General features: G+C 66.2%; 20 protein-coding genes. 6 read left to right on the top strand and 14 right to left on the bottom strand.

The window, feature by feature from the left end:
• Window positions 1-161: 161 nt before the first annotated feature.
• Window positions 162-827, bottom strand: coding sequence for a response regulator transcription factor (locus ABZ293_RS37330; RefSeq protein ID WP_355188628.1), 666 nt, complete (start codon window positions 825-827; stop codon window positions 162-164).
• The gene (locus ABZ293_RS37325) at window positions 824-1,987 is read right to left on the bottom strand and encodes a histidine kinase (protein ID WP_355188626.1); all 1,164 of its coding nucleotides are present in this window, start codon (window positions 1,985-1,987) and stop codon (window positions 824-826) included. Before ABZ293_RS37325 ends, ABZ293_RS37330 begins: the two co-directional genes overlap by 4 nt.
• A gap of 223 nt (window positions 1,988-2,210) precedes the next feature.
• On the opposite strand from ABZ293_RS37325, the gene ABZ293_RS37320 reads away from it, so the two are divergent.
• On the top strand, window positions 2,211-3,119 hold the full coding sequence (locus ABZ293_RS37320; RefSeq protein WP_355188624.1) for a sterol desaturase family protein: 909 nt from the start codon (window positions 2,211-2,213) through the stop codon (window positions 3,117-3,119).
• Between the two features lie 94 nt (window positions 3,120-3,213).
• On the opposite strand, the gene ABZ293_RS37315 is transcribed toward ABZ293_RS37320, so the two are convergent.
• Window positions 3,214-4,020: a nuclear transport factor 2 family protein gene (locus tag ABZ293_RS37315; protein WP_355188622.1), complete on the bottom strand. Its 807-nt coding sequence runs from the start codon at window positions 4,018-4,020 to the stop codon at window positions 3,214-3,216.
• 102 nt (window positions 4,021-4,122) lie between these two features.
• On the opposite strand from ABZ293_RS37315, the gene ABZ293_RS37310 reads away from it, so the two are divergent.
• Together ABZ293_RS37310 and ABZ293_RS37305 are read left to right on the top strand one after the other, a co-directional pair.
• Window positions 4,123-4,914 carry a 3-oxo-5-alpha-steroid 4-dehydrogenase gene (locus ABZ293_RS37310; protein ID WP_355188620.1) on the top strand — a complete coding sequence of 264 codons (792 nt, stop codon included), beginning with the start codon at window positions 4,123-4,125 and terminating at the stop codon, window positions 4,912-4,914.
• Window positions 4,915-4,933: 19 nt separating this feature from the next.
• A complete protein-coding gene (locus ABZ293_RS37305) occupies window positions 4,934-5,773 on the top strand; it encodes an amidohydrolase family protein (protein WP_355188618.1) in 840 nt (279 codons plus the stop codon).
• 77 nt (window positions 5,774-5,850) lie between these two features.
• On the opposite strand, the gene ABZ293_RS37300 is transcribed toward ABZ293_RS37305, so the two are convergent.
• From ABZ293_RS37300 to ABZ293_RS37275, 6 genes are all read right to left on the bottom strand, one after another.
• On the bottom strand, window positions 5,851-6,306 hold the full coding sequence (locus ABZ293_RS37300) for a DUF2231 domain-containing protein (RefSeq protein WP_355188616.1): 456 nt from the start codon (window positions 6,304-6,306) through the stop codon (window positions 5,851-5,853).
• Window positions 6,307-6,456: 150 nt separating this feature from the next.
• A complete protein-coding gene (locus tag ABZ293_RS37295; RefSeq protein WP_355188614.1) occupies window positions 6,457-7,650 on the bottom strand; it encodes a HAMP domain-containing sensor histidine kinase in 1,194 nt (397 codons plus the stop codon).
• A gap of 2 nt (window positions 7,651-7,652) precedes the next feature.
• Window positions 7,653-8,330: a response regulator transcription factor gene (locus ABZ293_RS37290; RefSeq protein ID WP_355188612.1), complete on the bottom strand. Its 678-nt coding sequence runs from the start codon at window positions 8,328-8,330 to the stop codon at window positions 7,653-7,655.
• Between the two features lie 11 nt (window positions 8,331-8,341).
• Entirely contained in the window at window positions 8,342-9,601 is a 1,260-nt protein-coding gene (locus ABZ293_RS37285; protein ID WP_355188610.1) for a DUF1501 domain-containing protein, read from the bottom strand.
• Entirely contained in the window at window positions 9,598-10,836 is a 1,239-nt protein-coding gene (locus tag ABZ293_RS37280) for a DUF1800 family protein (RefSeq protein WP_355188608.1), read from the bottom strand. Before ABZ293_RS37280 ends, ABZ293_RS37285 begins: the two co-directional genes overlap by 4 nt.
• Window positions 10,837-10,877: 41 nt before the next feature.
• A complete protein-coding gene (locus ABZ293_RS37275) occupies window positions 10,878-12,119 on the bottom strand; it encodes a helix-turn-helix domain-containing protein (protein ID WP_355188606.1) in 1,242 nt (413 codons plus the stop codon).
• A gap of 325 nt (window positions 12,120-12,444) precedes the next feature.
• Here ABZ293_RS37275 and ABZ293_RS37270 point away from each other — a divergent pair, with 325 nt between their 5' ends.
• Both ABZ293_RS37270 and ABZ293_RS37265 read left to right on the top strand, forming a co-directional pair.
• On the top strand, window positions 12,445-13,773 hold the full coding sequence (locus tag ABZ293_RS37270; RefSeq protein ID WP_355188604.1) for a lipase family protein: 1,329 nt from the start codon (window positions 12,445-12,447) through the stop codon (window positions 13,771-13,773).
• 147 nt (window positions 13,774-13,920) lie between these two features.
• The gene (locus ABZ293_RS37265; RefSeq protein ID WP_355188603.1) at window positions 13,921-14,586 is read left to right on the top strand and encodes a VC0807 family protein; all 666 of its coding nucleotides are present in this window, start codon (window positions 13,921-13,923) and stop codon (window positions 14,584-14,586) included.
• 5 nt (window positions 14,587-14,591) lie between these two features.
• On the opposite strand, the gene ABZ293_RS37260 is transcribed toward ABZ293_RS37265, so the two are convergent.
• Window positions 14,592-15,146, bottom strand: a complete 555-nt coding sequence (locus ABZ293_RS37260) for a PadR family transcriptional regulator (RefSeq protein ID WP_355188601.1) — start codon at window positions 15,144-15,146, stop codon at window positions 14,592-14,594.
• Window positions 15,147-15,233: 87 nt separating this feature from the next.
• On the opposite strand from ABZ293_RS37260, the gene ABZ293_RS37255 reads away from it, so the two are divergent.
• Entirely contained in the window at window positions 15,234-15,635 is a 402-nt protein-coding gene (locus tag ABZ293_RS37255) for a nuclear transport factor 2 family protein (protein ID WP_355188599.1), read from the top strand.
• Here the strand turns inward: ABZ293_RS37255 and ABZ293_RS37250 are convergent.
• From ABZ293_RS37250 to ABZ293_RS37235, 4 genes are all read right to left on the bottom strand, one after another.
• Complete coding sequence (locus tag ABZ293_RS37250; protein ID WP_355188597.1) at window positions 15,629-17,053, bottom strand: lipase maturation factor family protein; 1,425 nt, start codon at window positions 17,051-17,053, stop codon at window positions 15,629-15,631. The two genes, ABZ293_RS37255 and ABZ293_RS37250, sit on opposite strands and share 7 nt — an antisense overlap.
• Window positions 17,054-17,071: 18 nt before the next feature.
• The gene (locus tag ABZ293_RS37245) at window positions 17,072-17,893 is read right to left on the bottom strand and encodes a beta-phosphoglucomutase family hydrolase (protein ID WP_355188595.1); all 822 of its coding nucleotides are present in this window, start codon (window positions 17,891-17,893) and stop codon (window positions 17,072-17,074) included.
• A 107-nt stretch (window positions 17,894-18,000) separates the two neighbouring features.
• Complete coding sequence (locus ABZ293_RS37240) at window positions 18,001-18,864, bottom strand: MurR/RpiR family transcriptional regulator (protein WP_355188593.1); 864 nt, start codon at window positions 18,862-18,864, stop codon at window positions 18,001-18,003.
• Between the two features lie 92 nt (window positions 18,865-18,956).
• Entirely contained in the window at window positions 18,957-21,179 is a 2,223-nt protein-coding gene (locus ABZ293_RS37235; RefSeq protein ID WP_355188591.1) for a hypothetical protein, read from the bottom strand.
• Between the last annotated feature and the right edge of the window lie 127 nt (window positions 21,180-21,306).

Raw genomic sequence — 21,306 nt, 5'->3', positions numbered from 1 at the left:
CCCCGGACCGAAGGGGATGGTCCGGGGCTTCATGAGATGTATCGCGCGCAGCGGCCGCCGAGTTAACAGCGTGCAATGACGGTCACATGCGGACGATATCGCGGCGACGGTGTGTCCACCAACCGATTCGGTCCGGTATCGGGCTGACGCGTAATGCCGCACTAGTGGCCGTGCGTGGGCGCGACCAAACCGTGTTGGTGTGCGTAGACGACCGCGTGAATGCGATCGCGCACACCGAGCTTCGCGAGTATCCGGGATACATGCGTTTTCACCGTTTCCTCGCCGACCCCGAGGGCCGCCGCAATCTCGGCATTGCTGCGCGCATCGGCCAAGAGCAGCAACACTTCTCGCTCTCGCGCGGTGAGTTGTTCGACCTCCGGCGGGGTGCGCGGCGGTGCGAGGCTGCCAGCGAAGCGCGATATCAGGCGTCGCGTCATCGACGGATCGATCAGGGCGTCGCCGCGGGCCGCGATGCGAATGGCAGTCACCAGTTCTTCCGGCGGCAGACTTTTCAGCAGGAATCCGCTGGCCCCCGCCTGGAGTGCGCGATAGAGGTTGGCCTCGCTGTCGTAGGTGGTGAGCACCAGGACGCGGGTGCCGCCCGCCGCGACAATGGCCGCGGTGGCCGCGAGCCCGTCCAACTTCGGCATCCGCACATCCAGAATTGCGACATCCGGTCGCAGCCGGGCGGTTTCGGCGATCGCATCGCGGCCGTCGCCGACCTCGGCGACACATTCGAGATCGGCCTGACTGTCGACCACGGCGCGCAGTCCGGAGCGAAACATGCTGTGGTCGTCGGCGATCAGCACGCGCACCGGTGCGTTCACGCTCCTCCGATCGGTAGGTAGACCCGGGTATGCCACCGGATTTGGGCCTGGTCCGGGCCGAATTCCAGTTCGCCGCCGAATAATTCGGCGCGCTGACGGATTCCGCCGAGGCCGCGGTGCGCGGTCGCGTCATCGACGTCGGCGGTCGCGGCGAGTGGGTTGACCGTCTCCAGCACCACTCGGTTCGGCTGGTAGTCGACGAGTAGTTCCGCATGTGCGCCGTCGCCGTGGCGCAGGGCGTTGGTGAGCATCTCCTGCACGATGCGGTACAGCGTGAGGTTCAGCGAATCCGGCAGCTCGACCGCGACACCGCGCACGGTGTATTCGACAGCCAACCCGGCCGCACGCACCCGTTCCAGCAGGTCATCGATATCGGCGAGGCCGGGCTGACGCTGACCGTCCTCCTCGCGCCCGTGCAGCAGGTCGAGTTGGCGGCGCAGGTCGACCATGGCCGCGCGGCTGCTCGATTCCACCGCGGTCAGCGAGCGGGTAGCGGCGGCATTGCCGGTGTCGGCCATGGCGATTCGGGCCGCACCGGCATGGATGCCGATGGCGCTGACGTGATGGGAGATCACATCGTGCAGATCCCGGGCAATGGCGGCGCGTTCCTCGGTGAGCGCCCGGGCGAGCGCGGTCCGCTGCTCCTGCTCGCGCAGTTTGGCCTGCTGTTCGAGATCGGCGATGTACGCACCGCGTGCCGCCGTATACCGCCCGACCAACCACGGCACCACACCGGCCGACACCGTCGACGCCAGCAGGAGTCGCCAATCGTGCGAGGTATTGCTACCGACCAGCAGATGTGCGGCCGCACAGCCGGTAGACATGGTGATGACGGTCGCCACCGATTTCGGGCCGGTCATCCACGCTCCGGCCCGATATCCGGCCACCAGAAATCCGACATCGGCGAAGCGGGCGGCGAAACCGTGCCGGTGCAGCAGCACGGCCTCGGCCAGCCGCAGCGCCACCTGGACAATGGCAACCACACCGGCAGTGCGCGGCGGCGCGGCCAGCGCGAGATCCGCCGCGACGATGCCGATCAGCACGGCACTCGCCTGCCACGGTGCCACCGAGAAGATCCCGTTGAGCACCAGCATCGAAGCATCGATGGCCGCGGCCACCACCGCGACCACGAGCGACTGACGCGCCAGCGACCTGCTCACATCCAATAGTTCGCCACCACCTTCGCACCATCCCAGAAGTCCGGTTTCGAGCCATCCGCGGGCGATCCTACCCAGCATTCACCCGACCGCTCCGGACCGACTCTGCCCGCATGCGCGGCCCGGCACATCCCCCGCGCGAGGGACGGCCGATCCCTCGTCAGCGCGATGTTTGCGCAGGCCAGCGGCCGTAACGTGGCGGTGAGCACAGAGCGGAGGAGACATAGTGATCAGTGGGCAGTTATTCATCTACGCCATACCCGCGTTCGCGGTACTCATGTTCGTGGAGTGGATCGGCTATCGCCGCGATCCGGATCGCCCGGCCAATGGCCACTCCGGGCGGGATATGGCCGCCAATATCACCACCTATCTGCTCGGCCGATTCCTGAAGCCGGTGACGCAGTATCTGATTCCGTTCTCGGCGGTGGTGCTGGCCGCCGCGATCACGCCGCTGCATCTTTCGCCGCACAGCTGGTGGGTGTGGGTGCTCGGGCTGGTCGTCACCGATTTCTGCTACTACTGGGCGCATCGCGCCGACCATCGGGTCCGGCTGCTGTGGACCTCGCACAGCGTCCACCATTCCAGCGAGTACTTCAATCTCTCCACCGCCATCCGCCTGCCGTGGGTGCATCCGGTGGCCGCCATTCTGCGCGGATTCGCCTGGGTGCCAGCGGCTTTGATCGGTCTGCCGCCGTGGATGATCTTCCTGCTGCAGACCATCGGGCTGCTCTATCAGTTCCCCATCCACACCCAGCGCATCGATACCCTGCCGCGCCCGATCGAGTTCCTGTTCAATACCCCGGCCCACCACCGGATCCACCACGGTTCGAATCAGCCCTATATCGACAAGAACTACGGCGGCGTCTTCATTATCTGGGACCGCATGTTCGGCAGTTTCGCCGCGCGGAGCGAACCCATTCGCTACGGCCTCACCAAGAACATCGGCACCGATAACCCGCTGAAGATCAACTATCACGAACTCGGCGCACTGATCAGCGATGTGCGGCACGCGAATACGTGGAAGGGCCGTCTCGGCTACATCTTCGGGCCGCCCGGATGGTCCGAGAACACGCAGCCCGACATTGCGCCCGCGCTGCCCACCGAGTCAGCTACCCAGGGATCGTTCGCCGCCTAGCGTCGTGACCAGTAGCGGCCGCAGCAGCTGCGCGCCCTTGCGGGTCAGCCAGGTGCGCAGGCTCATCAGGCCCGCAGCCAGGTAAGACGCGGTCTCAGCCCGAGTGGGTGAAGATGCGGATCGCGGTGATGCGCCGGGTATCGGTGGCGAATTCGACGAAGGCGACGCCGTTGGCCGAATCGAGCCGGACGCTGGCACTCACCGTTCGACCGGCGGCGATCAGCTTGTCCCACTGCATATTTCGGGTGCGGTTGGTGAACTCCTCCAGTGAGATCCTGGTGCCCGCGGGCAGTTCGATGACGGTACGGTCGCTGAGCAGTCGCCGCACCCGCGCGATATCGGTTGCCGCCGCAGCCGAGAACACCTCGGCCGCAGTGCGTTTGCCCGCGCGCCCGACCCCGCGCAACGCCCGCATCATGCCGAGCATGCCGCCGAAGCCCTGGTTGGCGATCAGCTGTGGGCCCAGCTTCAGTGCCGCACCCAGTCCGGGCAGGCCGGTGCGCAGCAACTGCACGATCATCGCGGCCAATTCCCAGTGCGCGGCCAGCCGGACGATCTTCCAGACGCCGTCTTCCTCGATGAGGTCGTAGCGCAGATGCATCGGGACGGCCACGGTGGCGCCGGTCGACATGGTGGTGCGGATCAGCAGGTCGCGAACCACCGTCGACGGGCCGACGAAGTCGTGGTCGATCTGGAATGCGATGGTATTCGGGCCGATGAAGGTGTCGTAGAACCGTTCGATCGCGACACGGCCGATATGCGGGCTCGATCCGACCGGATCGTTGACGGTCGCGTCGGCGGCGAACAGGCCGACCCAGGCCGCCTTATCGTGTGCCGCCACCGCGCGCGGCGACGCCTGGACGGCCGCGAGCAGGTCCTTGGCGGTGGAATCCAGCGGCATGACAGTTCCTCCTAGTTGCTGCGTCACATGGTAGAACATGTTCTAATTTCGGCGCCGCGGGTTCGGCAGAACTGCCCGGCGTCCCGCTCGACAAGGACTCCCATGGACTGGTACACCGGCAATACCGCCTACGACACCGTGCTGACGATCGCCTTCGCCTTCGCCGCATTCGTGCTGATCGGCGGCCTTTTCGCGCAGAGTCCCTATGGCCGCTTCGGCACCACCGAGCTCGGCTTCAACCTCAACCCGAAGCTCGGCTGGTGGTTGATGGAGATTCCGGCGACGGTGGTCTTCGCGGTGTTCTATCTGACCGGCCCGGACCGGTTCGAACCGACCGCACTGGTGCTGGCCGCGATCTGGGTGCTGCACTACGGCAACCGCGGCTGGTTCTTCCCGCTGTCCATCCGCCAGGTCCCCGGCAAGCGCAGCAGCTTCAATGTATCGGTGATCGCCGCGGGCATGTTCGTCACCGCGCTGCACGGCTACCTCAACGGCGCCCTCTTCAGCCACGACTACCTGCACCAGTACGACACCGACTGGCTGACCGATCCGCGCTTCCTGATCGGTCTGGTCGTCTACCTCGGCGGCTTCGCGCTGCTGGTCCGCTCCGAGTCGATCGTGCGCAATCTGCGCGATAAGGACAATCCGGGCGCGACCGAGTACCGGATTCCGCACGGCGCGGGCTTCCGGTTCGTCACCAGCCCGGCCTATCTCGCCGAACTGATCGCCTGGGCCGGATTCGCACTGCTCACCTGGTCGCTGGCGGGTGTGGTCATCTTCTTGATCACCGCGGGCAATCTGGTCCCCCGGGCCTTCGCCACCCACAAGTGGTACCGGGAGAAGTTCCCCGACTATCCCGCCGATCGAAAGGCATTGATCCCCTTCGTCCTGTGAGGAGTCATACAGTGGCGTAATGGCGATCATCGATGCTTGGGCCCAGCATCCGACGGTGCGGCTGCTACAGCACGAAATGCTGGACTCACTGCGCCGCTGGACCGGTGACACCATCCCGACCCAGCCGCCGCCGGTCTCGACGACGCTGGCGGCCATGGACGCGGGCGGCGTCGACACCGCCTTGATCAGCGCCTGGTACGGCCCGGAGGGCGTGCTCATCTCCAATGACGAGGTGGCCGGTTTCGTCGCCGAATCCAACGGCAGACTGGTCGGCGTAGCCTCGGTCGACCTCCGCAAGCCGATGGTCGCGGTCCGCGAACTGCGCCGCGCGGTAACCGAATTGGGTATGAAGGCATTGCGCATCGTGCCATGGCTCTGGGGTCTGCCCCCGAACGACCGCCGCTACTACCCGCTCTACGCCGAATGCGTAGAACTCGGCATCCCGTTCTGCACCCAAGTCGGCCACACCGGCCCGCTACGCACCTCCGAAACCGGCCGCCCCATCCCCTACCTCGACGACGTCGCCCTGGACTTCCCCGAACTGGTCATCGTAGGTGGCCACATCGGCTACCCCTGGACCACCGAAATGATCGCGGTAGCAACAAAATACGAGAACGTCTACATAGACACCTCCGCCTACACGATCCGCAGATACCCACCAGAACTGGTGGCCTACATGAAGTCCCACGGCCGCACCAAGGTCCTCTTCGGCACCAACTACCCCATGATCGCGCCCGAACAGGCACTGGTAGGCCTCGACGACCTCGCCCTGAACGCCGAATGCAGCGACCTGTTCCTCGCCACCAACGCCACCCGCATCTTCAACCTGACCAGTCCCCCGAACAACACCCGTAGCTGAGCCCACCAGAGCGGTCACGGTGGTGCAGGTAAATGTCGAGTGCTGACCGGCACCAGCGCATTTCCGCGGGGTGGGCTTTACTGGGTGCCCCATACGGCGTGGGCGCCGGAGTCGCCGACTCGGTAGGTCTGTACCAGGGCTGCACTGCCTGCGAGGATCGCTAGTGCGGCGACGAGGGCGGTGAGCGTGCGGCCTACCGGTTTTCCGCGTTCGTCGCGCAGGTGGACGATGATCAATAGGGCCGTGACCAGTAGGAGACCGACTGCGAAGTAGATCATCGTGTTGCCGAGGTTTGCGTGCTTATCGATTGCGGGGGAGCCGCCCAGTTTGTGTTGTAGCCACTCGCCGGCGTCGGTTGTGATGGGGGTCAGTGCGACGGTGGTCGCGGCCAGGGCGGTGATCAGCCAGATCAGGCGGCGGCGCGCGGCGGGCCAGAGGGCGGACATGATCAGTAGGACCGCGGTCAGCGGGACGAAGACGACAATGATGTGGACCAGCAGCACATGGGCGGGTAGACCGTTGATCGTCGACATGAGGCGCACTCCTGGAGTTCTCGACCACCTGGGCAGATCCGGCCCAGGTATCTCCCTCACCTCACGGTTTACCGCGCCGACAGGTTCATTTCACGAATGTTCGGCCGCCCTTGGTCGGCCGCACCGGATCGGGCATCGGAATGCGAGCGGTCAGGCGGTGCCGGTATCGCTCAGAGGCAGGTGCAACCGGACCTCCGCGCCGCCCTCGGCCCGGTTGACCGCCTCGGCCCGCCCGTCGTGCAGTGCGACAATCGAGTGCACCAGCGCGAGCCCGAGTCCGTGGCCCTGTCCGTGGCCACGCGCGAAGCGTCGGAAGACGTGCGGCAATACGGCGGGATCGAATCCGGGCCCGTCATCGGTGACCGTCACCACGACCTCCTTGCCGTAGGTCGCGACGCCGACCCGCACATGGGTGGCGCGGGCGATGGCATTGCGCACGACGTTGTCGATGGCCTGGCGCAGCAGAATATCGTCGCCGTCGACGACCGCCGGGCGGGCGTTGGTCAGCTCGACCGCGGCGCCGCCGGCCGCGGCGGTCGCGACGATCTCCTCGGTGAGCAGGTCGACCCGCAGCGGCATCCGGACCGGTTCGACCGTGCCCGCGTCGAGCCGGGCGAGGTCGAGCAGCTGCACGACACTCTCCCCCGCGCGTTCGGTGGCCGCGCGGATTTCGGTCAGCGTGCGCACATACTCCTCGGCTTCGCGCGGCCGGGACAGGGCCTGACTCGCCGTCGCGCGAATGACCGCGATCGGCGTGCGCAGCTCATGGGCGGCATCGGCGAGGAAGTCACGCTGGAACTGCTGGGCGCGCACCGCCGGTGCCAGCATGCGCCCGGCGAGCAGCCAGGTCAGCCCGGTCAGGAGGGCGGTCACGCCGACCGCGACCAGCGCGACATACCAACGCTGCCTGGCGATTTCGGCGTCGGTATCGTCCAGCGGGGTCGCGGTCACCACCACTTGGCCGTCGGGCCGCAGCCGGGCCGCGCCGAAGTAGTGCTCATCGTCGCTCCACAGCTCACGCAATGCCGAACCGGCACCCCAGTCCGGATCGCGCGCCTGCTCGGCCAGATCCTGTACCGGCGCACCGACATAGACGTCGCCGAGCGGGGTGGTCACGCCTGCCGCGTCGACCACCCAGGCATTCTCGCGCAACCAGTCGGGGGCCTTCGCCGGATCGGGCTGGGCCGCGATATCCGCGACCTGTTCGGTCGCAACCACCCGCGCCTCGGCCTGGCTGCGGTCGGCGAGCACAGCCGCCAGATAGACCGCACCGGCACCGACCAGCAACAGCGCCGATAGCGCGGTGGCGAGGGTGAGTCGGATGCGAAATCGCCTGAGATACATCGTCATTCCTCGGCGTACAGGTGGAAGCCGACACCGCGCACGGTATCCAGGCGGGTCCGCGCGGTCGGCAGATCCAGCTTGCGGCGCAGCGTCGAGACGTAGACATCGACCACATTCGAGGTGCCCTCGTAGTGCAGATCCCAGACCTGCTCCAGCAATTCGGTACGGCTGACCGTCTGCCCCGACTGCTGCATCAGATACTGCACTACCGCGAATTCCTTGGCGGTCAATGGAATCAGCACCTCGGCCCGCCATACCCGATGGGTTGCCATATCCAGTTTCAGATCGCCGACCCGCAGTAGCGAACCGCCCTGTGTCACCGGCCTGCGCAGCACCGCGCGCACCCGGGCGGCGAGCTCACCGAAGTCGAAGGGTTTGGTGACATAGTCGTCCGCACCGGTATCCAGACCGGTCACGCGATCGGTGGCACTGCCGCGCGCGGTCAGCACGAGTACCCGGGTGCGGCCGTCGGCCTTGAGCTGGCGGCACAGGCTCAGCCCGTCACCGTCGGGGAGGCCGAGATCGAGGACGACCAGCGCGTAGTCGTTATAGGAGCACAGATCGTCGGCCTCGGCCAGGGTCGGGGCGTGGTCGACCGCATGCCCCTCCTCGCGCAGGCCGCGCACCAGCACCCTGGCCAGCCCCGCGTCATCCTCGACCACCAGCAACCGCACCGACACAGTCGATCACATCACCGGTCGACAATGATGCCGGGGACGGGTTTCGGACGGCCCGGCAGGACCAGTTCGGCCGGGACGGTGAACCAGCCCTCGGCAATGGTCGCGTAGAACTCGGACATATCGACGGTGGCCTTCAGGTTGTCGTCACGATCGAGGGTGCGCAGTGACGGCTGCTCGCCATGGCCACCCGGGCGGACCGGACCGAATAGCAGTGCGGTCGACGCGGCGCCGTGATCGAGGCCGCCGGAGTCGTTATCGGGAACGCGACGGCCGAATTCGCTCAGCGTCGCGATGAGTACGCGAGAGCCTAGGCCGCGGCGGTCCAAATCGGCGCGGAAGGCGCCGATGGCGGCGTCGAATTGCCGCATGATGCTCGCGTATCGGGTCAGGTGGTCGGTGTGGGTGTCGAAGTCGTCGGCCATCGGTACGTGCACGATGCGGATGCCGTGCTGATCGTCGGCGAGAACTCTTGCCGCCAAGGACAATTGGGAACCGAGATGGCTGTCCGGGTAGCCGTCCGTCGCGGCGGGCAGTGCGGCCGCGACAGCACCGAAGCGCAGTGCGGTGCGCGCGCTGTCGCGGGCGGTCGAGAGCAATGCGCCAGCACCCCGATCCGGATGATTCATTGCGTGCTGGGCCGCGAGCCAGGCCGCCGCCAGGGCCGGATCGTCGGGCATCGGAAAGGCGCCACCGGTATCGGGATCCATCGACAGCGTGGTGCACCGTTCGGCGCTCAGCGCGGGCGAGGGCCCGCCGCCGAGCGATACCCCAACGGCGGGCGCGGCCGGATCGCCCACGACATCGCAGAGTCGACCGAGGAAGCCGGTGGTCGGCCGTAGCGTGCCCGCGGGATCCCCGGTCCACCAGCGCTGCAGCATTTCGAAGTGCGAGAGATCGGGCGCGGCGGTGCCGACACCGGCGAGGACCGCAGCGCCACCGAGCGCCACCTGTTCGAGTTCGGGGTGCAGGCCGAGCCGATCGTCGATCCGGTGTACACGCGATGCCTCGATGGCGGTATTGCGGCGCAGCGCGTAGTAGCGGTCGTCGGTGTAGGGAACGACCATCGACAGTCCGTCATTGCCGCCCGCCATTTCGATGATGACGAGCTTGCGCTGGTCGGGTGGGGCGGCCACCGGCGGCGTCGGCGCACGCAGCGGCGTGGGCGCCGGTGCGAATTCCGTGCCGAGCTGCCATGCCGCGTAGCCACCGACGGCGGCGAAAGTACCTGCGGCAGTGAGACCCAGAAACCTGCGGCGGTCGAGGCTGATCATGACAGGGTGAACTCCGGTGACGAGACGACGCAGGCCAGAATTGCCGCGGCGCGGGCGCGCGGGTCGAGGCCGGGGGTGGCGGCCAGGGCCGTCACCGCATCGCGAGTGGTGGGTGTCGGGTCGTAGATGGCCGCGCGTTCGAAGGCTGCGGTGACCGGATCGGCGGCAGCGGCCAGCTGCGCCAGCGGTGGCGCCTCGATCGCCAGCGCCGCACGGGCCATGGTGTGGCTCGGCGACAACCAGCGCGAACCGCTGGGCCATCCCGCCACATTGGGCGGTTCGAACGGCACCTGGCCGAGCCGCTCGACCGCCTCCCGGCGCGCGGCGATGTCATCGAATCCGAAGACCGCGCTGGCAGCGGTCACCCATTCGATCGGATAGCGCGGTCGAGCCGAACGCGAGCCGAGAAATTCTGCACTGTAGAGGATTTCGGTCACCAGCGGCCGAATCTCCAAGCCGCTGTTGACAAAAATGTCCGCCAGCCGACCCAACGTCGCAGGCTCCGGATCCGCGCCGCACAGGAACCGGAACAGCTCGGTCACCAGGAACGGCGCACAGGCAGGCTGATCGCAGACCGCATCGATCACATCATGCGCTCCGAATACCTTCCGGCCGAACAACTCTCGCGGCTCACCATTGACCGCATCAGAATCGATGACCACATCCCCGTCGTCATCGATATCCATGCCCGCCAATGCGATCGCGGCTGCGCGCACATCGCCCTGGGTGTAATTGCCGCGCCCCAGCGCGAACAACTCGAGCAGCTCGCGCCCGAAGTTCTCATTCGGGGCATCCGCGCGCGAGCCTGCGCCGTCGAGATAGACCAGCATGGCCGGATCCCTGGTGATCTCGTGCAGCAACGTCCGGAAATTGCCGAGGGCATGCCTGCGCAGCAGCAGATGCTGGCGCCACAGCAACCGCCACTGCCCGACCTTGTCGTAACTGGTGGTCAGATGCCCGTGCCAGAACCACACCAGCTTCTCGTGCAGCCCCGCTGCCGGGTCGGCCAGCACCGTCAACCAGCGTTCGATGGGCCCATTGCCCGCATCCGCGTCGTCATCGGACAACTCCGGCGTGCCCGGCGCCATCGGCTGTGCGGTGAGCACGGCCTCGACCACCGCGCCGATATCCCGGCCGACCCACTGTTCGGTCTGTCCGGGAAACGGCCCGAAGGTGGTGCGCCGCAGCACATGCGCAATCAGCGCCCGCTCATCGTCCACGACACTGCTTGCCATGCGCCCACGGTCGCACTGGGCGCATTAAGGGATCGTGAAATTCAGTCCGCCTCGACGACCTCCACCGCCTCGGCCACCGGATAGAAGCGGTGCACCGTGAGCGCCGCGGCGAGCAGCCGGGAGCCATTGGGTTCACTCGGATCGATGCCGGTGAGTTCGGCTATGCGCTTGAGCCGGTAGCTGAAGGTATTGGGGTGCACGTGGACCTCGGCGGCGGCCGCCTTGCGATCGGATCCGTGCCGCAGGTGCGCATCCAGGGCCTCGAATAGGTGCTGGCGCAATAGCAGTGGCGCGATGCGGTCGGCCAGGCGATCCCGGGCCGGACCAGGGCGGGTGAGTTGATACTCGAGCAGCAGATCGTCGAGGTCGTACAGCCCGCTCGGCCGGTTGAGCAGCCGGGCAAGTTCGGCCAGATCGGATGCCTCCTGGACCGCATGCGGAAGCAGATCCCGTTCCACCGCGCGGCGTTCGGCGAGGAACACATCGACACCGAACTGTTCGGTGAGGTCGGCGGCCAGCCGCTGGTACTCCGCGGAGTCGGATCCGCTCGGCAGCAGGGCGATTCCGGTCGTGCCGTCGAAGGTGCTCAGTGCCTTGGTTCCGGCGATCCCGTCCAATGCCCGCTGCAGCACCCGGATGCGGCGGCGGGTGAGCAGATCGGCTACCACGATCGGATGGTCGTCCGGGCGGATGTGGATGGCGAGCACCGTATAGCGTTCCGCGAGCACGACATCCGCGCGTGCGGCCAGTTCCTCGGCGGGCTGGCCGCGCAACAGGGCCGAACACAGTGCCCGGCGCGCCTCGCGTTCGGCGTGATAGATCGACTGCTCGACATCGGTATACGCCTCGACCACCGCGACATTGATATCCCGCAGCAGGTCGAGCAGTCGACCACCGAAGGCGATCAGATCGTTCATATCCTCGGGTGCGGCCACCGCCGCCGCCTCCTGGAGGATCGCCTGACCCGAGCCGTGCACCGCATGCATCAGCAGTCCGAGCGGGATGCGGTCCTCGGCATGCCGCTCGGCCACCGGGCCGACGAACTCGACCACCTCGGCCCCGGTGAACGTGCGTTGCTCCTGCAGCGCGCGCAGGAAGGCGCGGCCGCATCCGGCGATCGCGGGCAGCACCTCATCGGTGAAATGCCCGTCCGGCAGATCGGCGGCCGGTGGCGTCGATCCGAGGCCCGCAGCCAGCATGCGTTCGGCGATTTCGGGTAACCGACGGACCAGTCGGGCGATTATCGGGGCGTCTCCGGACAACGGGGGTAGGGCAACGGGCATGACTTGCACGGTACCCAACGATGCCATTTATCAATAAATCTCGTAACCACCGGCCAGTTGTCTTCGAACACAAACTTTCCGCGGATTCTTCTCGCCCGGGTGCAGTGACAACATGGCTCGAATGACCGTGCTCACCAGGGCGTTCCGCGTGCTACCTGGTGACGCCGGTCACCGTCAACACCGTCCACCGGAGAAAAAGACCCGACTCAATTGTGTTTCGGGACAATTAATTTCCGCCACCGCCGTTGCTACCTTGATAACCAGGATTCCGGCGTCATTTCAAATAAACACCGTGCCGGTGTGCCGTTCGAAAGGATGTACAGGAATGACCGTGCCTGCCGACACCGAGATGGGCCCGGCGCGTCCGGTTGTCGAAATATTCCCATCGGAGCGGGCACTGCCGCCGGAACTGGATCGGTTCTATCACCCGCCCGCCGGATTCGCACGCTTCGCCCCCGGCACCGTGCTGCGCACCCGCAGGGTCGAACTGGCACTGTTCGGGCGTGTGCCACAAAAGGTTTCGGCCTGGCAGCTGCTCTACCGGACCAGCAACCTGCACGGCGGTGCGGAGACGGCCGCAACGACGGTCCTGCTGCCGTGGGGCGCCGATCCGCATCAGCCGCGGCCGCTGGTCTCGTTCCAGTGCGCCATCGACGGCGTCAGTTCCAAGTGCCTTCCCTCCTACGCACTGCGCCGCGGCGCACGGGCGCTCGGCTCGATTCCGCAGGTCGAACTGCCGGTCATCGCGTACGCACTGGCTCAGGGCTGGGCGGTATCGGTTCCGGATCACGGCGGGATGGCCGGACATTTCGGGGTGCCGCGCGAACCCGGCTATCGGTCCCTCGACGCGATCCGGGCGAGTCTGACTTTCGCCCCGCTCGGATTGACCGATTCGACTCCCATTGCGCTGTGGGGTTATTCGGGCGGCGGACTCGCCACCGCCTGGACGGCGGAGTTGGCCGCCGAATACGCACCGGAGCTCGATATCGTCGGTGCGGTCGCCGGTTCGCCGGTCGGCGATCTCGGCTCGGCCTTCGCGCGATTGAACGGCACCTTCTTCGCGGCCTTCTCGACGATGGCCGTGGCAGGGCTGCGGCGGGCCTACACCGATCTGGATCGCATCTTGCGCACACATCTCCAATCCGAATTCCTGGAGATACTCGCGGATGCCGAATCGCGCACCACATTGCATTTGCTGTTCCGGTTGATGGGCAAGAACATCGACAACTACAGCCACCGCACGTTCGCCGAACTACTCGCCGAACCCGACCTGCAGCAGATCCTGGACGATATCCGGCCCGGTGTGCAGGCACCCGCCATGCCGCTGCTCGTCATCCAGGGTGTCAATGACGAACTCATCGCGGTCGCCGATGTCGACCAGCACGTGGCCCGATATGCGATCCGCGGTGCGCACGTACGCTACCTGCGCGACCGCCTGAGCCTGCATATGCCGCTGCTGTTCATCGGCGCACCCGCCACCATGAACTGGCTGGCGGATCGATTCGACCAGCGCCCACTGCCCGCGGCGGGCACCGAAACCGTGTGGTCGGTCGCATTCACGAAACGAGAGGCGTTGGGCCACTTACGTTTCGCCGGATTGCTGGCACGCATGCTCACCAGCAGGCCGATCCGGCAGTTCCGCCGCTCCGCCTGAGCCCGGTCGCACAGCACTCAGCGAAGTCGTCGCGGGGCATGACAGTTGTCATGCCCGAACCGTGATGGTTGGCAGATTCGCCGCCCCGCGCCGGTCCGTAGCGTCATTTCTCGTAGTGCACAGCCGAATACACCAGGAGCACCCGAGATGACGACCACCGCACCAGCGGCCGAGCCGACCGATACGGTTCGGACCCCGGCGCCGCGCTTCAGCCCGATTCGCGTGCTCGGCCCGATCGCGCGCGATATCGCGGTGCCCATCGGCGCCTACTTCCTGCTGACCGGCCTCGGTTACAGCGACTTCGCCGGACTGCTCGCCGGAACCCTGTTCTCGGGTGCGGTCCTGATCATCGAGACCGTCCGGTCGCGCCGCCTCGAACCCTTCGCCGCGATCATGCTCGGCGTCTTCGTTTTCGGCTTGGTGGGCTCGCTGATCAGCGGCGACCCCCGGATGATGATCGTCAAGGATTCCGCGGGCACCGCGATCGTCGGCATCGCCTTCCTGATCAGCACGGTGGTCGGCAAACCACTGACCTATCTGTCCGCACGCAAGGCGATCTCGGCCGCTGGACCGGCCAAGCTCGCCGAATTCGAAGAGTCCTACAACGCTGATCCGGCCAAGCGCCGCGGCTTCACCATCCTGGCCGCGGCCTGGGGCTTCGGCCTGCTGTCCGAGGCCATCGTCCGAATACTGCTCGCCTACCAGCTCCCGGTCCACACCATGGCCTGGCTGTCGGCGGTCCTGTCGATCATCTTCTTCGCCCCGCTGATCGCCCTGAGCGTCCGCTTCGTCAAGCGCGCCCGCCGCGTCTGAGCGTCCTATCCGCGCCGCCGGTCCCGATATTCGGGGTCGGCGGCGAGGTCTTCCCAGAACTCGACGTAGGCCTGCTCGTGCAGGATGCCGAGCCGTATGATGCGGGCGCGGGAAACCGCGCGGACCTGATCGGCCGGGTCGATATCGGCTTGCAGTGCTCGATACAGCTCGAGCAGCCGACGGTGTTCCGCGGCTTGACCGTTCGCCAATGCGACCACATCCTCCGGTGCGCCGAGATCGGCGAAGAAGAGTTTCAGCTGTGCCGGATCGCGGGTCTCGGCGCGCGGGTTCCGCGGGTCGGCGAGCCAGCGCCGCAGTTCGGTCCGACCCTTTTCGGTCAGGTGGAAGAGTCTGCGTCGTCGCCCACCCTGTTCGGCCTCCTCGTCGAGCAAACCGCGCTCGGCCAAGCGCACCGGAATCCGATAGAGCTGCGCATGCGGCACCGGCCAGAAGTAGTCGACGCTCTCTTCGAGTCTGGTCTTCAACTCATAGGGCGTGAGCGGCCCGTGCCTGGCGATCAACCCCAGCACGATGTGGTCCTGCGGCCCGAGATCCGGCATGCCTCCTCCATCGCATTGACACCGTCTCACTGAGACTATATGTTAGTGCCATCGAGACCGTATCAATGAGACTATTGAGGAGTGACAATGCGCGATTTCGGCATCACCCTGTTCGATGAGTGGACCGCGATGTGGAACGGCGATCTGACGCTCGCGGAGCGAATCATGGCCCCCGAATTCACCCTCCGCTACGCCCAGCCGAACGCCGGCGCGTACGACGACATCCACGATCCACAGGCCCTCGCCGCCCAGATCGCCGAATTTCGTGAGCAGCGTCCCGGCATCCGATTCGCACCCCAAGGTGAGCCGGTCGTCGAAATGGATGACACCCGAACCGGATTCATCGCACGCCCGTACGGTGCGGAGTCGACCGGTCCCGATGGCGCGGCCATTGCCATCAGCGGCACCGATATTCTGCGCACCGTCGCGGGAGTCATCACCGAGGTCTGGTCGGTTTCCGGTGGCCCCGCCGGACGCAGTTTCTACTGAGCGAGGGTCATCGGGGGCAGGTAGTCGCCGACCAGCGTGCGGTGCCACCACGTTCGCTCGTGGCGCAGTTCGGCGGGAGTCGCGAAGCGGTACAGGTAGATTCGCGCTCGCACGTAGGTCGGTGGTGCGTCGGGGAAGGGACAGCGGCGCAGCAGCCGCAGCGTCGCCGGATCATTGCGCAGCAGCCGCTCGACGAAGCCGAGCAGCCAGCCGCGGGCGTAGGCCGGGGAGATCGCGGCGAACCACATCAACCAGTCGAGCCGCAAATGGTAAGGGGCCCATTGCCGTGGCAGTCGGTGCGGATCCCCCGGCTTACCTTTGAATTCGTACTCCCGCCAGTGTGTTCGCTCGGTGATCTCCGCGTCATCGGTGCCTTCGAACACCACCTCCTCACGGGTCCGGCCGATACTTCCGAACGCACCATAGGTATTGACCAGGTGCAATGGGTTGAAGGACGCGTTCATTCGCTGCTGCCGGGATATCAGATTGCGCACCGGCCAGTAGCTCAGGATCACCACCGCGACGGTGCACGCGATCACCAGGCCCGCGAACCACGGCGGTGCGGCCGCCAACGACGGCGGCTCCGGCACCGGCAAAACCGCGGCGGCCGAGGATCCGTCGATCACGGTGGTGGCCAATAGGATCGTCACCCAGTTCAACCAGGCGAAGTTCCCGGAGAGCACGAGCCAGAGCTGGGTGACGATAATGAGCGACGCGGCCACACTCGCCACCGGCTGCGGCGTGAAGAGCCCCCACGGCACGACCAGTTGGGCAAAGTGGTTGGCCGCCACCTCCACCCGATGCAGCGGTTTCGGCAGGCGGTGGAAGAACCAGCTCAGCGGACCGGGCATCGGCTGGGTCTCGTGGTGGTAGTACAGGCAGGTCAGATCCCGCCAACAGGAGTCCCCGCGCATCTTGATCAACCCGGCGCCGAACTCCACCCGGAACAGCAGCCAGCGCATCAGCCACAACACCAGCACCGGCGGCGCCACCCGATCGTTGCCGAGGAAGATAGCCAGGAATCCGGCCTCCAGCAGCAGCGACTCCCACCCGAACGAGTACCACGCCTGTCCGACATTGACGATCGACAGATACAGCACCCACAGCACCGCCCACATCAGCATCGCCCCCCACAGCGGCACCAGATGCAGCGCCCCGCCCACTATCGCGGCGGACAGCGCCGCGCCGGACCAGGCGACGGCGGCGAAGTAGCGGTCCGAGTAGTGCAACTGGAAGATGCTCGGCGCGCGGCGGAAGGAAACCCGCCGGACGTACTGCGGCACCGGCAACATCCCGCGTGCACCGATGAGTGCTCGAAATTGCCGCGCCGCCGCCGAGAACGCGATCAGATAGATGACCGCGAGGCCGTGCTGAAAAACCAGTCTGCCCAACCAGTACTCGGATTCGGTGAACGCCATGCCCGCTCCTTCGTACCGCTACCTACGGTGTGGTGCCCGCCCATCGGGTAGCTGCGGCTCGGCTCGGTCGGCACTTATCGCTACTTTCCCGAGTTCGGCCAGATCGGTGACGACCACATCCGCCCCGGACCGGCGCAACGCCTCGGCATGCGCGGCATCGCGATCTCGATCGACGCCGACGACGTATCCGAAACCAGCGGCTCGACCAGCCGTCACCCCGGCGACGCCGTCCTCGAACGCCGCCGCCTGTTCCGGCTTCGCGTCCAGGGCTTGCGCGGCCGCGAGAAATGCGTCCGGCGCGGGTGTGCCGCGCAATCCGCGGCGCGCGATCTCCAGCCCGTCGATACAGACATCGATGAACCGGCCCAAATCCGCGGCCGACAACACCGCGGCGGCATTCGCCGATGCGGTCACCACACCCGTCTTCACCCCGGCCGCACGCAGCGCGGACAGATACTTCACCGACCCCGGATAGGTATGGACGCCGTCACGTTCGAGGAACGACAACAGCAGTCGATTCTTTCGATTGCCGAGCCCCGCGACGCTCGGCTCCCCCGGCAACGCATCGGACTCGCCTTCGGGCAGGGTGATCCCCCGCGACTTCAGGAACTCCCGGATACCGTCCGCCCGCGACCGGCCATCGACATAGCCCAGATAGTCCTCATCGGAGAACGGCCAGAACGCGCCATGGCCGCGACCGGCCAGGAATTCGTCGAATACCAACTTCCACGCCCGCCGGTGCACCGCCGCGGTGTCGGTCAGCACGCCGTCGAGATCGAACAGCGTGGCCGAGATCGACTCGGGTAGCCCCAGCCCCCGGAGGTCATGGATGGGCGTCATATCACAGCGGTACCCGGGAGCCGGAGTGGCAAACTCGGCGCTGAGCTGCGGCGACGTTCGAGATGGTGACGGCGGCGATATCGTCGATCGCCGCTGTGGCCATGCGGCTATTCGAACAATTGGTCGTCGAGGATATCGGTATCGGCGCTCACGGATTCCAAGCGCAACCCGACGGCGGTGACCAGCGCGTGCACGAGCCCGGTGAATGCGGTGAGCGAACGCAGCACCGTGACCGAGCCGGTTTCGACGTAGAACGTCAGATCGGCAATGCGGGCCAACGGGGAGGACGGATCGTCGGTGAGCGCGATCGTGGTGGCACCGCGGCGGCGCGCGTACTCGACCGTGCGCACGGTATCGCTGCTGTACCGGCGGATCGACACCGCGATGAGCGCATCGCCTGGCTCGATATCGCGCAATTCATCGGTCAGCAGGCGGGCCGAGGCCCCCAGTTGCCGGACCCGTGGCCGGATCATTCGCAACAGATGGTCGGCCGAATAGGCAACGGCCAGACTGCGCCGCAGACCGATGATGTGGACGGCCGACGCGGTCGCGAGTGTCTCGACCGCCCGGTCCCAGTCGTCGCGATCGATCCGCGCGAAGGTGCGGGTCAGATTGTTCGTATCGTATTCGGTGATCGCATCGAAGAATTCGTCGTTCGAGGAGGGCGGCGGTGCGCCAGCGGGCCTACGCACCAGATACGCTTCCGCGGCCAGTTGCCTGCGGCATAGCTCGACCAGGGCCGGATAACCGGGTAGTCCGAGCATGGTCGCGAACCGCACCAGCGAGGAGCGATGCACGCCCGCGAGTTCGGCGCTGCGGCCGATGCTCCGGAAGGCGGTACCCTCCGGATCGTCCAATACCAGCCTGGCTATGCGCTGTTGGCCGTCGGCTAGTTCGGGCAATCGCTGCTGTAGTAGGGCACGTAGTTCCTGAAAGGTGGTAGGTGCCCTGTCCTGCACAGTGAACCTCACGAACATTCGGGTACTCGAACGATAGGCCCACACAATAACTGACGAGCCGTAAGGTTCTAGTGCCCAACAGCAACCGCCGCCAACCCTCGGGGTTACTGCACACTTCGCCAGCTTCGCTGCGCGAATGGGTCATCCGGTTGGATGTTCAGGTTCCGCATCCGCAGGCCGCCCCACGGATCATTCACCAGGCCATCGGTGAGGCCATCGAACATGTGCGCATGCTCGTGTGCGTCCACGGCGGCGGCGAGATTTTGATCCGTCATGTTGAACGCCCACGTGTTCACGGCCTCGTAGGCGTTGTTCGCGAGATTGAATCCGATTGTTTGCAGCGTCGCCTTGTCCGCGTCTGCCCAACGATCCGGAGCGATGGCCTGGTCGAGCCTCTGGCCCCGCTCGATGGCCGTGTTGACGTCGTCGATAAGGAACTGGTCGACGAGCGTGTCCCGCATGGGCCTTGGGGCGTTGTTGCGGAAGTTATAGACCGCGACATGCGCCTGGCCAGCCAATTCTTCCATGATGCCCGAGCCGGGACGATTCACCGCCGCCTGCAAGGCGGCGTTCGCCTTCGCCCGCGGCGCGAACTCGTACGTGTTCGGCGGCGTGCTCGCCTTCTGAATCGCGTGAACGGACGCGATATTGCCGACCCTCGTCTCGTCGACACCGAGCCGGTTCATCGAGCCCATCTTGCCCTGGTAACTCGCATCCATATCGCCGAGACCATCCCACCCGTGGGCGCGACCCACATAGTGGTCCATGCCACCGTAATCGGCCGCGCGCGATGCGGCCTTGGTGTCGAGGACGTTTCGCGCGGCCAACAGTTCCTCCTGCTGGTGGAGCGTCATACGCGATGCCGCGATCTGCATATTGACCAGCTCGGCTTGCTTGCGCAGTCGCGCGTTGGGATCCAAGGGCCTGTTGGTCCGCATCGCCAGCCAGGCCACCACCGGAGAGGTGTTGGCGGTGTTGATCGCGGCCAGGCCGGACATCAGTCCTGACCCCGACCCACCGCCCCTGGCCTGCATGGTTCCCATCCCCAAAGCCGTGCCGCCGCTGCCACCCCCGGGCGCGCGGCCACCCTGTATCGCCAGCGCGAACCGGTTGGCGATCCAGTCATTGCCCCGATCCAGGCCGCGGCTCAGGCGTTTCAGCTGCGAGACGGCCACGATCTCGGCGGTGCCCGCGATCACGATCACCGCCATGGTCTCGCCCTTGGCCTGCGCGAACAGATTGCCCATGAACAGCACATAGACGCCGAGGAAGATGGTGTAGGCCGTCATCTTGGCGGCCCCGACAATGCTGTCGACGAGATTGCGGACCAGGAAGGTCTGCGTCGGTCCGTATACGAATCCGCCTGCGGCGAAACCGAATATCGACATGAACCCGTGATAGATCGTGTCCAGGGCGGCCTTGATCACCCTGATCCCGAGCACCACCGCGAAGACCAGCAGGATGCCACCGCAGATCAACAGCATCAGGCCGGTGCCGACCTGACCCATGCTCGGATTCTGCGCCTTGGCGTAGGCGGCGGAGTCGCCGCAGGACTGCATGCCCTTGCGGACCCGATCGTCGTCACCGGCGGCCATCCCCGCGGACCATGCCGAACGGCAAGCTGGTTGCTCGTCGACCACATGCCCGAAATTCCACACCTGCACCGGACGGCGCGCGAAGTTGTCCGCTAGATCACGCTGCATGGTGGTGACCAGCTGATTCGGATTCGGATTGTTATTGCCGTTCAAACCGGCGGCGACCGAAATGCCCAAATCCCGGCCCTTGGAGAGCAATCCGTCCGGGGACAGCACATCGGCGAGCGGTTCGGCCAGGAACACCGGGCCCAGGACCGCCACCCCGAGCATTGTCACGATCTGCAGCACCGCCTTGGCGTGATAGCCGCGCATCCAGAACCAGGCGACGCAGAACGCACCGATCGTCGCCGCGGTGATCAGCATCATGGGTGTCGCGATCTGACCGGTCAGCCGGTCCGCGACGCCGGTCAGCGCCGAGCTGAACATATTGAGCCACTGGAAGCTCAAGGCATTCCCGATCAACCAGATCGCGGTCGTCACGATGGCGATGTAGCCGATGAACAGGAAGCCGAGGATGGCCCAGAGGATGGTCGCGCCCGGGTTCAGCACCCCGCCGTGGTCGGTCGCGAACGAATAGTTGGCCAGTGGCACCCCGGACGAGTCCCGGATGTGCATCCAACTGAGCCCGTCGATTTGGGAAACGCCGCTGCCGGTGGCGGCGGCCTGGTACTGCGCACTGGCCACCGCGCCGACGAGGCCGGGAAAGACGAAGAGCACGAAAATGACTGCCAAAAACCACCCGATGCGCCGCCGCCAAGGACTCGCACCGAATCGGCGCAACAATTGAACGGGGCGCGGACAGCACCCCCATGGATCCTCTGATCCCCACCTTGGCCGACTCGGCCGCATCTTCGACCGT

The organism is Nocardia sp. NPDC005998 (assembly GCF_040614395.1).
Lineage (GTDB): Bacteria > Actinomycetota > Actinomycetes > Mycobacteriales > Mycobacteriaceae > Nocardia.
The sequence above is the reverse complement of the archived record's forward strand: the minus strand, read 5'-3'. Positions and strand labels throughout refer to the sequence as shown.

Bases quoted from the DNA above. Each gene is read 5' to 3' on its own strand.
- ABZ293_RS37285 (WP_355188610.1), bottom strand. From the start codon at position 9,601: ATGATCAGCCTCGACCGCCGCAGGTTTCTGGGTCTCACTGCCGCAGGT.
- ABZ293_RS37280 (WP_355188608.1), bottom strand. From the start codon at position 10,836: ATGGCAAGCAGTGTCGTGGACGATGAGCGGGCGCTGATTGCGCATGTG.
- ABZ293_RS37315 (WP_355188622.1), bottom strand. From the start codon at position 4,020: ATGCCGCTGGATTCCACCGCCAAGGACCTGCTCGCGGCCGTCCAGGCG.
- ABZ293_RS37305 (WP_355188618.1), top strand. From the start codon at position 4,934: ATGGCGATCATCGATGCTTGGGCCCAGCATCCGACGGTGCGGCTGCTA.
- ABZ293_RS37270 (WP_355188604.1), top strand. From the start codon at position 12,445: ATGACCGTGCCTGCCGACACCGAGATGGGCCCGGCGCGTCCGGTTGTC.
- ABZ293_RS37295 (WP_355188614.1), bottom strand. From the start codon at position 7,650: ATGTATCTCAGGCGATTTCGCATCCGACTCACCCTCGCCACCGCGCTA.
- ABZ293_RS37310 (WP_355188620.1), top strand. From the start codon at position 4,123: ATGGACTGGTACACCGGCAATACCGCCTACGACACCGTGCTGACGATC.
- ABZ293_RS37250 (WP_355188597.1), bottom strand. From the start codon at position 17,053: ATGGCGTTCACCGAATCCGAGTACTGGTTGGGCAGACTGGTTTTTCAG.
- ABZ293_RS37260 (WP_355188601.1), bottom strand. From the start codon at position 15,146: ATGCCGGATCTCGGGCCGCAGGACCACATCGTGCTGGGGTTGATCGCC.
- ABZ293_RS37265 (WP_355188603.1), top strand. From the start codon at position 13,921: ATGACGACCACCGCACCAGCGGCCGAGCCGACCGATACGGTTCGGACC.
- ABZ293_RS37300 (WP_355188616.1), bottom strand. From the start codon at position 6,306: ATGTCGACGATCAACGGTCTACCCGCCCATGTGCTGCTGGTCCACATC.
- ABZ293_RS37255 (WP_355188599.1), top strand. From the start codon at position 15,234: ATGCGCGATTTCGGCATCACCCTGTTCGATGAGTGGACCGCGATGTGG.
- ABZ293_RS37245 (WP_355188595.1), bottom strand. From the start codon at position 17,893: ATGACGCCCATCCATGACCTCCGGGGGCTGGGGCTACCCGAGTCGATC.
- ABZ293_RS37275 (WP_355188606.1), bottom strand. From the start codon at position 12,119: ATGCCCGTTGCCCTACCCCCGTTGTCCGGAGACGCCCCGATAATCGCC.